The organism is Nocardia pseudovaccinii NBRC 100343, from assembly GCF_001613225.1.
Taxonomy (GTDB): Bacteria; Actinomycetota; Actinomycetes; order Mycobacteriales; family Mycobacteriaceae; genus Nocardia; species Nocardia pseudovaccinii.
Genome location: NZ_BDBY01000129.1, coordinates 16,617 through 29,332, shown reverse-complemented (window position 1 = coordinate 29,332; position 12,716 = coordinate 16,617). Strand labels below are relative to the sequence as shown.

Annotated in this window: 11 protein-coding genes; 9 read left to right on the top strand and 2 right to left on the bottom strand. The window is 67.6% G+C overall.

What is annotated here, in order from left to right:
• Nucleotides 1-129: 129 nt before the first annotated feature.
• Together NP3_RS15605 and NP3_RS15600 are read right to left on the bottom strand one after the other, a co-directional pair.
• Complete coding sequence (locus tag NP3_RS15605; protein ID WP_063041970.1) at nt 130-1,698, bottom strand: phytoene desaturase family protein; 1,569 nt, start codon at nt 1,696-1,698, stop codon at nt 130-132.
• Entirely contained in the window at nt 1,695-2,312 is a 618-nt protein-coding gene (locus NP3_RS15600) for a GNAT family N-acetyltransferase (RefSeq protein ID WP_063041968.1), read from the bottom strand. The genes NP3_RS15605 and NP3_RS15600 overlap by 4 nt, the downstream gene beginning before the upstream one ends.
• Nucleotides 2,313-2,462: 150 nt before the next feature.
• Between NP3_RS15600 and NP3_RS15595 the strand changes: the two genes are divergently transcribed.
• The 9 genes from NP3_RS15595 (at nt 2,463) to mraY (ending at nt 12,708) form a co-directional block, all read left to right on the top strand.
• On the top strand, nt 2,463-2,903 hold the full coding sequence (locus tag NP3_RS15595; protein WP_063041982.1) for an SAV_6107 family HEPN domain-containing protein: 441 nt from the start codon (nt 2,463-2,465) through the stop codon (nt 2,901-2,903).
• Nucleotides 2,904-3,025: 122 nt separating this feature from the next.
• Nucleotides 3,026-3,448, top strand: a complete 423-nt coding sequence (locus NP3_RS15590) for an SCO2097 family morphological protein (protein ID WP_040688643.1) — start codon at nt 3,026-3,028, stop codon at nt 3,446-3,448.
• 448 nt (nt 3,449-3,896) lie between these two features.
• Nucleotides 3,897-4,328, top strand: a complete 432-nt coding sequence (mraZ, locus tag NP3_RS15585) for a division/cell wall cluster transcriptional repressor MraZ (RefSeq protein WP_036535307.1) — start codon at nt 3,897-3,899, stop codon at nt 4,326-4,328.
• Between the two features lie 207 nt (nt 4,329-4,535).
• Nucleotides 4,536-5,513 (top strand): 16S rRNA (cytosine(1402)-N(4))-methyltransferase RsmH, encoded by a 978-nt coding sequence (gene rsmH / locus NP3_RS15580; protein WP_063041978.1) that lies wholly within the window; start codon nt 4,536-4,538, stop codon nt 5,511-5,513.
• Complete coding sequence (gene ftsL, locus NP3_RS15575; RefSeq protein ID WP_063041966.1) at nt 5,510-6,316, top strand: cell division protein FtsL; 807 nt, start codon at nt 5,510-5,512, stop codon at nt 6,314-6,316. The genes rsmH and ftsL overlap by 4 nt, the downstream gene beginning before the upstream one ends.
• Nucleotides 6,317-6,318: 2 nt before the next feature.
• Nucleotides 6,319-8,244 (top strand): peptidoglycan D,D-transpeptidase FtsI family protein, encoded by a 1,926-nt coding sequence (locus NP3_RS15570; protein ID WP_157124340.1) that lies wholly within the window; start codon nt 6,319-6,321, stop codon nt 8,242-8,244.
• Between the two features lie 188 nt (nt 8,245-8,432).
• Complete coding sequence (locus NP3_RS15565; protein WP_084508616.1) at nt 8,433-10,052, top strand: UDP-N-acetylmuramoyl-L-alanyl-D-glutamate--2,6-diaminopimelate ligase; 1,620 nt, start codon at nt 8,433-8,435, stop codon at nt 10,050-10,052.
• On the top strand, nt 10,049-11,635 hold the full coding sequence (locus NP3_RS15560; protein WP_063041964.1) for a UDP-N-acetylmuramoyl-tripeptide--D-alanyl-D-alanine ligase: 1,587 nt from the start codon (nt 10,049-10,051) through the stop codon (nt 11,633-11,635). The genes NP3_RS15565 and NP3_RS15560 overlap by 4 nt, the downstream gene beginning before the upstream one ends.
• Nucleotides 11,632-12,708 (top strand): phospho-N-acetylmuramoyl-pentapeptide-transferase, encoded by a 1,077-nt coding sequence (mraY, locus tag NP3_RS15555; RefSeq protein WP_063041962.1) that lies wholly within the window; start codon nt 11,632-11,634, stop codon nt 12,706-12,708. The genes NP3_RS15560 and mraY overlap by 4 nt, the downstream gene beginning before the upstream one ends.
• The last annotated feature ends 8 nt before the right edge of the window (nt 12,709-12,716 follow it).

The following is a 12,716-nucleotide window of genomic DNA, read 5'->3' as shown; positions in this document are numbered from 1 at the left end:
CCGGACCATGGACGTCGGAATCCGTTGCGCGAGCGGACCCGGCTCGCTCGATGGCCTCCGGACCAGGGCTTTCCGTCCCTGATGTGGGTCGCTCGTCCGGCTCCGGCACCGTTGGCCCGGTGAAGTCCGTCATCGTCTGCGCAGCAGGGGTAACCGGTTGCGCCGTCGATCGCGCAGCACCAACTGTGCCGCGCTGCGCCCGCTTGCTCCGGACACTCCGCCACCGGGATGCGTCGACGCCCCGGTGAGATACAACCCGGGCGCGCCTGGCACTCGCTGCCCGGACAACTCCGGCAGCGGCCGCCACAGCATCATCTGATCCAGCGACATCTCCACATGCATCACATTCCCGCCGCGCAACCCGAGCTCACGTTCCAGATCGACCGGCGTCTGCACGAATCGCCGCAGCACACTCGCCCCGAAACCCGGTGCATAGGAGTCGACTTCGGCGATGATCCGATCAGCCTCCGGCTCCGCGTGCGCGGCCCAGTCGCTCCCGTCCGCCAGCTCGTACGGATGCCACTGCGCCCACAGCGAGAGCTGATGCTCACCGGCTGGGGCGATGCTCGGATCCAGCGCACTGAAACTCATGGCAAGCACCGCCGGACGCGGTGGCAGATCACCGGCCAGCGCCGCACCGTGCGCGCGCCGCAGCTGCCGCCGATCGGAGACGAGGAATTGCAGACCATTGGCGGATTCAGCGGTCGAACTCCCGGGATACTGCGGCAGCGCAGACGTCGCGAGTCGCACCACCATGCCGATACCGGGCCCGACCCGGATCCGCCGCTGCCAGTCGTCGAGCACCGCACCGTCGAATCCGCCGCCCCGCAGCAGATCCAGTGTGGTCAGCACATGGGCGCCCGCGATCACGGTGTCCGCGTGCAGGCTTCGTCCCGACGCCGTGCGCACCTGCCAGCCCGCACCGACCTGCCGCAGCTCGGTGACCGCATCGCCCGCCGAAACCATTCCGCCGTCGGCGCGCAGCCGTGCGACCAGTGCCGTCGTCAGCGCCCCACTTCCTCCCACCGCTCGTCCCGGCGGCAGCGTATGCATCAGCGCGGCGAATCCGACCATCGGCGCGGTTCCCGGCTCCGACATCGGCGGTCCGGACTGCGCACCGAACCAGGCCAGCGACGCCTTGAGCCGCTCATCGTCGAAGTAGCTGTCCAGCAGGGCGTCGCCGGTCTGCAGGAACTCCCGCGACAACGCACTCCCGCCATCGCGCGCGTCCAGCCCCCAGAACGAACGCAGCAGCCGCCCCGGCGTCGGTGTACCGCCGAACGCGCGCATCACCCGCGCCGACCGCGGCCCCCAGACCTCGACGAAGCGGCGATAGGCCACCGCATCCCGCGCACCACAGATCTCCGCGATTCCGGCACAGGTCCGATCGAGATCGCGATGGAAAACGATCGGCGCACCGCCATCCGGCCCCGTGGGCGTGAAACCCCATGGATCGCAATCGATATAACGCAGCCCGAAGCGCGACAACTCGAGTTCCTCGATGATCCCGGTATGGCGCACCATGATGTGCGCCGACGATCCGCGATCGACCAGATGACCGGGAAAGCGTTCGACCGTCGAGACCGCGCCGCCGAGCACCTCGTCGCGCTCGAGCACCTCCACCCGCTCCCCGGCCCGCGCCAGATAGCAAGCCGCGACGAGCGCGTTATGGCCCGACCCGACGACCACAACGGTCACAGAGGCAGCCGCCGTCCCAGGATGGCGAACGGCCTGGTATCCCCGGCGAAGACGAAATTCCGGATCACATCGGTGAATCCGAGTCGCCGATACAGCTTCCAGGCGCGATTGGCCTCGCCCCGCACTTCCGGCGTGGACAGCAGCACCGCGCTCTCGGCGCGATTCGTCAGCAGCCGCGTCAGCAGTTCGCCGCCGATGCCGCGACCCTGCGCCGACGGATGCACGTGCAGCTCGGTCAGTTCGAAATAGTCCGAAAGCAGTTCGCGCGCGGAATGTTCCGGCCAGCCCGAGCGCCGCATCCCGCTGTGCACCTGCTGATGCCACCACTGATGGGCGGCACCGCGATAGCCGTAGGCGATGGCCACGATCGGCGCGGTCCGCAGGTCGATCTGCCCGGAATCATCGGGGATGACGGCGGCGACGCCCTGCCAGCCGACGCGGGTGGTGTGCTCGGTCCACATCGGTGCGCGATGGTGCTCGGTGCCGTGCGGATATTCCATCGCCGCGACGTACACCGCAAGCGCGTCGTGCAGCCGGGAGCGCAGCGCCGCGACGGAGAGGTCGATGACGACAGGGGCGTTGGCGGGGGTGTGTTTGGGCTTGACGGCTGTCATGGCTCTCGTCGGTCCGCGGAAAGTTGTCGGTGGGTGTCCCTATATTCAATCTCAATTCAAACGTTCGAATACCTGTTCGATCCCCGCGGTGCTGGGAACTCGGCATTCGCGCCCAGGATAGGCCAGGTGAGCGACTCGGAGGGACGGCTGATGTCTGGTCGGATCGAACACCCGGGGCAACCCGGCAAGGCGGGCAAGCTGCTGCAGCGGGCGGACGGCTTGCTGATGCAGGCGGCGGGGGAACGCGACCCGCGCGAACGTTTTCGGACCGCGTATCTCGCCGCGCTGCGCGGTGCCGGTGCCGTGCTCGCGTTCACCGGGGCAGACGCGGCGCCGCGGGCGCGCTCGCGCAATGCCTGGGTGCTGATGCAGCGCGCCGCGCCCGAATTCGTCATGTGGGCCGACTACTTCAGCGCCCGTTCGGAGATCAGGGCGGCGCTGGAGGCGGGGTTGGATCGCAATGTGGATGATCAGCAGGCCGACGAGTTCTATTCGCGGGTGGGCGCATTCCTCCACGACGTGGAAGATCTGGTCAATGCCGGGGCTCGATTGCGCCCGGCGCCGGGCTGGTCCGGCGGTATGACCGCTTAGTTATCGGCGAGTAGGTGGTACGGCACTGATCGAACTCGTATCATTAGTGGCAGATAGCCGACCTTGGTTATCTGTCGCCTACCCGGAGGCGACAGCCACGTCCTAGTGCCGGGGGAGGTACCGTGCCACTCTCCGAGCACGAGCAGCGCATGCTCGAACAGATCGAGAGCGCGCTCTATGCTGAGGATCCGAAGTTCGCGTCGTCCGTCCGCGGCGGACGCCTTCGCTCGACCTCGAGTCGTCGCAGACTCCAGGCCGCGGCCCTGTTCGTCCTCGGCCTGTTTTTACTTGTCGCCGGCATAGCCGCTCCGGTGAAGCTCGGCGACTTTCCGATCATCAGCCTGATCGGATTCATCGTGATGTTCGCCGCAGGCGTGCTGTTGCTGCTCGGCAGTTCCAAGGGCATCGCCAAGGGCGACCGGTCGGGCAATGCCCAATCCGGTGGCGCGAGTGGCGGATCGGGCGGACGTGGGCGACAGCGCAAGTCCGGTGGTTTCTCCGAGCGCATGGAGGATCGGTTCCGCCGCCGCTTCGATCAGGAGTAGCGCGCCCGTAGCCGACATCTGCATATCGAACGCGCCGCCGCACCGACGAGGTGCGGCGGCGCGTTCTCATGCGTGCACCATCCGGCTGCTGACGGTGCGCCGCGCGCGGGTCCCCACAACGCCCCACGATCTTCCCCCATAACCTCCCACCACCCACCTACGCGCCGCCCCATGACCGGCCGAAACCTGGGAAACCAGAGCGTTTGCTGGTAGTTGTCGGGCGCTTGCCTCGCCCCGTGGTGCGTGTCGCCAGAACACGGAAAAAGTTCTCCACCACAGTGATAGCTGGGATGACCTGCGTAATCGACGACGCGGGGAGCCAGATCACCCCGAGTTTCGATTGAAAGTGGGGGAAAGTGGGGTAATGTGGAGCGCGCACAAGAGGAAGGGCATACATCCGAGGTGATCGTGCTCCCCGTACCACGGGGTTGATCCGGGAGGTAGCGGGTTGTTTCTCGGTACCTATACACCTCGGTTGGATGACAAGGGGCGACTGACGTTGCCTGCGAAGTTTCGAGACGATCTGGCGGGAGGGTTGATGGTCACGAAGGGTCAGGACCACAGCCTTGCCGTATATCCCAAGGAAGAGTTCACCGCTCTCGCACGGCGAGCCGCGGCGGCATCTCGAAGCAATCCGCAGGCGCGCGCGTTCGTCCGGGCACTCGCGGCCGGTACGGATGAACAGCGTCCGGACGCCCAGGGCCGGATCGTGTTGTCGGCCGATCATCGTCGCTACGCGAACCTTTCGCGGGATTGCGTGGTGATCGGATCGGTCGACTTCCTCGAGATATGGGATAAGCAGGCGTGGGAGTCCTACCTCGCCGAGCATGAGGAGGACTACGCGCAAGCGAGAGATGAGTCGCTGGGCGGAATCTTCTAGCCCTGAGCGAACGAGTGCCACGCGGCCTCTGCCCGGACGCGCGGACCCTGACGTACTTCCCCGACGCCAGGTGCCGAGGCTCCGGTCAGAGACCCCGCGGCATTCGTATTTCGAAAGTAGCTGTGTAACAAGGCGACCCCGCAGCGATTGATCCCACTGACACGGCTCGATGCGCGACGACGCGAGGCAGGATTCCGGGAGGTCGAGGTGAACCGTGAACAGGACGGTCCTCGCCATGTTCCGGTTCTGCTCCAGCGGGCCGACGCGCTTCTCGGTCCGGCACTCGCCGAGCCCGGCGCGGTATATGTCGACGCGACATTGGGTTTGGGCGGACACGCCGAACACTTCCTACGCACCTACCCGAATATCCACCTCGTCGGACTCGATCGCGATACTCATGCGCTGGCATTGGCCGGTGCGCGATTGGCGCCGTTCGCGGACCGAATCACCTTGGTGCACATCCGATATGACGGAATCGCTGCCGCGCTGAAGCAGGCCGGATTGCCGACCGCCGGATCGGTGAGCGCCATCCTGATGGATCTCGGCGTGTCCTCGATGCAACTCGACGAGGCCGAGCGCGGCTTCGCTTACTCCGTCGACGCGCCACTGGATATGCGGATGGATCCGACCACCGGCATCACCGCCGCCGATGTGCTCAACACCTATAGCCACGGTGATCTGGCGCGCGTGCTGAAAACCTATGGCGAGGAACGCTTCGCGGGCAAGATCGCCTCCGAGGTGCTGCGCCGTCGGCAGCAGAGGCCGTTTCGCACGAGTGCCGAATTGGTCGAATTGCTTTATGCCACAATCCCGGCCGCCGCCAGGCGGACGGGCGGGCATCCGGCCAAGCGGACCTTCCAGGCGCTGCGGGTGGAGGTGAACGGTGAGCTCGACTCGCTGCGTGCCGCTCTGCCCGCCGCTCTGGACTCGCTGCGGGTCGGCGGCCGGATCGTGATCATGTCGTATCAGTCGCTCGAGGATCGGGTGGTCAAACAGGAGTTGGCGCCGCGCACGACATCGCGGACACCGGTCGACCTGCCGGTCGAATTGCCCGGTATGGGACCGGAATTCAAGTTGCTGACCCGGGGCGCCGAGAAGGCGACCGAACAAGAGATCGAAGAGAACCCGAGGGCGGCACCCGTGCGGATGCGCGCGGCGCAGAGAATCCAGGAGGGGACAGCATGAGTGTGCGCACGCGTACCGTCGAGGCGCCGGGCCGGATCGCTCGCCGGGTTCAGGCCGCCGAGCGGGTGAAATCGGGTGCCGCACAACGGGCCTACGCCAAGCGTCGGATGCGGGCCGAGCAGTCGGGGGACCAGCACGATCTGCCGAGGCAACGCGCATCGGCGATGGCTTCGCGAATTCCGTTCGTGGCGGCCATCATCGCGCTGCTCGGCTGCGGTCTCGCGCTCACCCTGCTGCTCACCACGCGTTCGGCGGAGGACAGCTATCAGCTCGGCGATGCCAGGGCGACCAACCGCAAGCTGGCCGACGAACGCGCGGCGCTGCAGCGCGAGGTCGAGGCCGCCGACTCCGCGCCCGAACTCGCCGCCAGGGCCCGCGAACTCGGAATGATCCCGGCCAAGGATCCGGCCCGGCTGGTGATCGGACCGGATGGCGGGGTAACGGTGATCGGCAAGCCGACGCCCGCCCAGGGTGCGCCGGTGCCGCCGCTGAACAGCTCGCCTGCCACGCCCACCGTCCCGCCGACGGGCAATGCCCAGGCTCGCGGTGAACGATTGGTTCCGGTGACGACCACGCCGACCACCCAGCCGAATACCGGCCAGCCCGCGAACACGGTTGCGGGACAGGCGAGTCCGACGCCCAGCCCGGCACCGGCAAGCCCGGCGCCGACGCCGAGTCCGCTCGGGCAGGCTCCGGTGGAAACACCGCAACCGGAAACTCCGCAGCCCGTACCGGCGCAAGCTCGAGCGCCGCAGTCCGAGACGCCCCAACCAGCGCCCACTCCTGACGAGGGCGCCCGATGAGCATGCGGCAGACCAGGCCCGCGTCGCGTCAGCGCCGCGGGCCGTCGGCATCCAAGGCAGGCTCCAGCAGAGCCGCCGCGACATCGAGGACGGCAACCGCGTCCAGACCGCGGGCGGCCGCCCCGGATCGCCCGCTGCGCCTGCGTCTCGGTGTCGGCCGGGTGATCATGCTGATCGCACTGGCGGTCGTCGCGCTGCAATTGCTATGGGTGCAGAGCATTTCCGCGCCCAGCCTGTCCGCGCAGGCAGCCAGTCAGCGCACCACCCGCGAGCCCGAGTACGCCACCCGTGGGCCGATCACCGATCGCAACGGGAAGTCGCTCGCGATCACGCTCAGCGCTCAGGCGCTGACCTTCCAGCCGGTGGTCGTGCGCAAACAACTCGCCGATGCGAAGGAGAAGTCGGCCAAGGCTCCGGATCCCGATGAGCGGCTCAAAGCGATCGCCAAGACCATCCATGACAAGATCGGCAAGGACGCGCCCGCCGAATCGGCACTGTTGGACAAGCTGAAGAGCGATACGCAGTTCGTCTACCTGGCCCGCAATGTCGATCCGCGCATCGCCTCCGATATCAAGGTGCAATTTCCCGAGGTCGGCGCCGAGCGCCAGGATGTGCGCGACTATCCGGGCGGCTCGCTGGCAGCCAATGTGCTCGGCACCACCGGCTGGGACGGACACGGCCAGATGGGCCTCGAATCGTCGCTGGACTCGCTGCTTGCGGGTACCGACGGCTCGCAGACCTACGACCGCGGCTCCGACGGCGCGGTCATTCCGGGCAGCTGGCGCGATAAGCAGCCTGCGGTGAACGGCTATTCGGTCCAACTGACCCTGGACTCGGATCTGCAGTACTACGTGCAGCAGCAGGTGCAGCAGGCCAAGGAGATGTCCGGCGCGAACGCGGCCTCGGCCGTCGTGCTGGATGCCAAGACCGGCCAGGTACTGGCGATGTCGAATGACAACACCTTCAACCCGGCGCTGGGACCGCAGCATTGGGGCAACGCCGAGATGCAGAACCCCTCGGTGCAGGATCCCTTCGAACCCGGTTCGGTCAACAAGATCGTGACCGCGGCCGCGGCCATCGAATACGGCTTGACCAATCCCGACGAGGTGCTGCAGGTGCCCGGCGAGATCCGGATGTCGGGCGTCACCGTGCACGACGCCTGGGAGCACAGCACTATGCCGTACACCACCACCGGCATCTTCGGTAAGTCCTCCAATGTCGGCACGCTGATGCTGGCGCAGCGGGTCGGCGAGGACCGGTTCGCGGATATGGTCAACCGATTCGGACTCGGCCAGCGCACCGGTGTCGGACTGCCCGGCGAGAGCCCGGGCCAGGTGCCTGCCCGCGACCAGTGGTCCGGCGGTACCTTCGCGAACCTGCCCATCGGACAGGGCCTTTCGATGACGACCCTGCAGATGACCGGGATGTATCAAGCCATTGCCAATGGCGGCGTGCGGATTCCGCCGCGCATCGTCAAGTCGGAGACCGCACCGGACGGCACCCGCACCGAGGAGCCGCAGCCCGACGGCGTGCGTGTGGTGAGCGAACAGACCGCGGCCACGCTGCGCACCATGTTCCAGGCGGTCGTGCAGCGCGATCCGATGGGCGTGCAGATGGGGACCGGTGGGTCCGCGGCGATCGATGGCTATCAGGTGGCGGGCAAGACCGGCACCGCCCAGAAGGTCGACCCGAGCTGCCACTGCTATTCGACCTCGTCGTTCTACATCACTTTCGCCGGTATTGCTCCCGCGGACAATCCGCGCTATGTCATCGGGCTGATGCTCGACGCGCCGATTCGCAGCTCCGACGGCAGCGGTGGCGGGTCGGTGGCGCCGCTGTTCCACAACATCGCCTCCTGGGCGCTGCAGCGTGACCGGATCCCCCCTTCACCCGAGCCGTCGCGACGGTTCGTTCTGCAGGCTTCATAAGATTGGAGCCGCGTTGCCCGGCCGTGAGCCGACGTCGGTAACCTGACTCGACGTTCCCGCCTTTCCTATAGATCCACCCAGTCCCGTCCGCGCCGATTCCCGAGAGGAGCCCTGTGCCCGCGCAGTCCAGCCAGCACGTGCTCCGGCCGACCCATTCGCGGTCGACGTCGTTGTCCACCGTACTGGCCATGACCGGTGCCGGCTCGTCGCGAGCCGACCTCGCGCAGATCCAGGTCACCGGCATCGAGCAGCGCTCGCATGCGGTGCAGCCGGGTGATCTGTTCGCCGCACTGCCGGGCGCGCAGGCGCACGGCGCACGTTTCGCGCGCGATGCCGTCGAACGGGGCGCGGTCGCGGTCTTCACCGACCCCGCGGGCGCCGAACTGGCCGGTGAGCTCGGCGTGCCGGTGCTGGTGCGCGAGCAGCCCAGGTCGGTGCTCGGCGAGCTTTCGGGCGCGCTCTACGGCAATCCGTCCGAGCGGTTGCGCATCGTCGGCATCACCGGCACCTCGGGCAAGACGACCACGGCGTATCTGGTGGAGGCCGGGCTGGCCGCCAGCGGCCTGTCCACGGCGCTGATCGGCACCATCGAGACCAGGATCGGCGGTCGCCGGGTGCCGAGCGCGTTGACCACGCCCGAGGCGCCGCAGCTGCATGCCATGTTCGCGCTGATGGTCGAGCAGGGTGTGGATGCGGTCGTGATGGAGGTTTCCAGCCACGCGCTGGCGCTGGGCCGGGTGGACGGTGTGCGCTTCGCGGTGGGCGCGTTCACCAATCTCTCCCAGGACCACCTGGACTTCCACGCCGACTTCGAGGATTACTTCGCCGCCAAGCGCAGGCTTTTCGAACCGGAGTCGCCGGTCGCCGCACGCACCTCGGTCATCTGCGTCGATGACGAATGGGGACGGCGCCTCGCCGCCGACCTCACGGATCCGATCACCGTATCCACCACCGGTTCCGGTACGTGGCAGCTCACTGGCGAGGTATCCGCGCACGGCGGCGAGCAGGAATTCACCGCTGCCGGACCAGGGACGAATGTCGATGTGCGCCTGCGGCTTCCGGGCCGCTACAACGTCGCCAACGGACTGCTCGCGGTCGCGGTGTGCACCGCTGCTGGAGCCGAGTCCGCCGTCGCCGCGCCCGCACTGGCCACTGTCGACGTGCCGGGCCGGATGCAGCGGGTCGAGCGCGGACAGGACTTCCTGGCCATCGTCGACTACGCGCACAAGCCCGCCGCGGTGGAGTCGGTGATCGCCACACTGCGCGGTCATCTGGCGGCCGATACCGGTGGTCGGCTGGCCGTGGTCGTCGGCGCGGGCGGGGACCGGGACGCGGGTAAGCGCCCGCTGATGGGTGCGGCCGGTGCGCGCGGCGCTGATCTGCTGATCATCACCGACGACAATCCGCGCAGCGAGGATCCGGCCGCGATCCGCACCGCGCTGCGCCGAGGCGCGCTGGCGGTCCCGGAGGCCGAACGCGGTGAAGTACGTGAAATCGGGGACCGGGCCGCGGCCATCACCGCCGCCGTCGACTGGGCGCGTCCCGGTGACGTGGTGCTGGTGGCAGGTAAGGGACATGAGGCAGGGCAGGAGATCCAGGGCGTGAAGCATCCGTTCGACGACCGCGACGTGCTCGCGGCGGCGTTGGAGCGACGGGAGCGAGGCCCGCGGGACCACAACACCGCCGCGGGAGCGACGGGCCCGGAGGCGGTAGCGGAGCGTGACCACGTAGGGCCCCGCGAGCGCGGCCGATCCAATACTGAGCAGAGTCCGCAGGGGTCGGACGCGGAGGACTTGACGGTTTCATGATCGAGATGACGCTGCGGGAGATCGCGGAGGTCGTCGGCGGCACGCTGCACGACGCCCCAGACCCGGAGGTGACGGTAACGGGTTCGGTCGAATTCGATTCGCGCCGAATCGGTTCCGGGGACCTTTTCTTGGCCCTGCCCGGCGAACAGGCCAACGGCCACGACTATGCGAAGGCCGCCGTCGACGCCGGTGCGGTCGCGGTGCTCGCGGCCCGCCCGGTGGGCGTGCCCGCGATCGTGGTGGCTCCCAGTCCGGGTACTGTGCCCGCGAAATCCGTTGCGCTGGCGGGTGATTCGGACGGGTCGGGCGCCGCGGTGCTGGTCGCGCTCGCTACGCTCGCCCGGGTGAGCGTCGAACGTCTTTCCGCGGCAGGCGGACTCACCGTGGTCGGGGTGACCGGCTCCTCGGGCAAGACCTCGACCAAGGATCTGCTCGCGGCCGTGCTCACGCCCCTGGGTCCGGTCGTCGCGCCGCCCGGATCGTTCAACAACGAACTCGGCCATCCGTGGACCGCGCTGCGCGCCGATGCCGACACCCGCTTCCTGGTACTGGAACTGTCCGCGCGCGGTCCCGGCCATATCGCCGCGCTCGCACAGGTCGCGCCGCCGAAGATCGGTGTCGTGCTCAATGTGGGCACCGCCCATCTCGGTGAGTTCGGCAGTCGTGAGGCGATCGCGAAGACCAAGGGCGAACTCGTCGAGGCATTGCCGTCGACGGGTCTGGCCGTACTCAATGCCGACGATCCGCAGGTGGCCGCGATGGCCGCACGCACGCAGGCCCGCGTGGTGACGGTCGGCCAAGCGGGCAATGCCGAAATCCGCGCCACCGATGTACATCTCGATGCCGAGGCACGCGCGGGCTTCACTCTGCACACAAGTAAGGGCAGCATCCCGGTGCGGCTCGCCGTGCACGGCGAACACCAGGTCGGCAATGCGCTGTCCGCCGTCGCCGTCGCACTCGAATGCGGTGCGGACCTGGAAACCGTCGCGCAGGCACTCGGCGGCGCACATGCCGCATCGGCCCGCCGCATGGATGTGCGGACCACCGCCGACGGCATCACCGTCGTCAACGACTCCTACAACGCCAATCCGGATTCGGTGCGCGCCGCGCTCAAGGCGTTGGTGACCATGTCGCGTGCGGGCGACACCCCGCGCCGCAGCTGGGCCGTACTCGGCGAAATGGGTGAACTCGGCGAGGAATCCGTCATCGAACACGACCGGATCGGCCGCCTCGCGGTGCGTCTGGATGTCTCGCGGCTGATCGTGGTCGGCACCGGAAGGCCATCCCACGCGATGCACCAGGGCGCGGTAATGGAAGGCTCGTGGGGCGAGGAGTCGATCCTCGTGCCCGATATCGGCGCGGCCATCGAGTTGCTCGACAATGAAGTCGAACCGGGCGATGTGGTGCTGGTCAAGGCGTCCAAAGCGGTCGGACTGTGGGCGGTCGCCGAACATTTGACCAGCGCGGAACGTGCGGGAATTAGTCGGGGTAGCACGGAGGCGCGAGGCGTGAGCGAGCGAACCATGGGCACAGCGGCATCCTGCCGAACGACTGAGCCGAGCGTCAGCGAGGCGGAGTCGTGAGGCAGATTTTGTTCGCGGCTGGGATCGCGTTGGCGGTCTCGATCCTGCTGACGCCGCTGTTGATACGGATCTTCGCCAGGCAGGGCTTCGGGCAGGAGATCCGGGTCGACGGTCCGGCCAGTCATCAGGCCAAGCGCGGCACCCCGACCATGGGCGGTGTGGCCATTCTGGTCGGCATGTGGGCCGGCTACCTCGGCTCACATCTGATCGGCATCGGCTACGACGCCGACGGACCGTCCGCCTCGGGCATTCTGGTGCTCGGGCTGACCACCGCACTCGGTGTGGTCGGCTTCCTCGATGACTTCATCAAGCTGCGCAAGCAGCGCAATCTCGGTCTGTCGGCCGCGGGTAAATACGTCGGTCAGCTCAGCGCCGCGATCCTGTTCGGCATCCTCGCCTTGCAGTTCCGTGGCGGCAACGGGTTGACTCCGGCGAGTAAGCATCTGTCCTATGTCCGCGATATCACCACGGTGTCGATGGGCGTGATCATCTTCCTGTGCTGGGTCTGTCTGCTGGTCGTGGCCTGGTCGAATGCGGTGAACCTGACCGACGGCCTGGACGGCCTGGCCGCGGGTTCGATGAGCCTGGTGCTCGGCGCCTACGTGATCATCACGTTCTGGCAGTACCGCAATGCCTGCGCGACGATCCCGGAGGCGGGCTGCTACAACGTGCGCGATCCGCTGGATCTGGCACTGGTCTGTGCCTCCGCTGCCGCCGCGTGTGTCGGCTTCCTGTGGTGGAATGCCGCGCCCGCCAAGATCTTCATGGGCGATACCGGTTCGCTGGCCCTGGGTGGCATGCTCGCGGGCCTGTCCATCACGACCCGCACCGAACTGCTGATGGTCGTGATCGGTGCGCTGTTCGTCGCGGAAACCGCCTCGGTGGTGCTTCAGGTCGCGGTGTACCGCACAACCCGCAACCGGCTATTCAAGATGGCGCCGTTCCATCATCACTTCGAACTCAGCAAGTGGGCCGAGACTACGGTGATCATTCGGTTCTGGCTGCTGGCGGCGATGGCGTCGGCGGTCGGACTCGGCCTGTTCTACAGCGAATATCTCTCAGCGGTCGGGTGAAGTAGCGA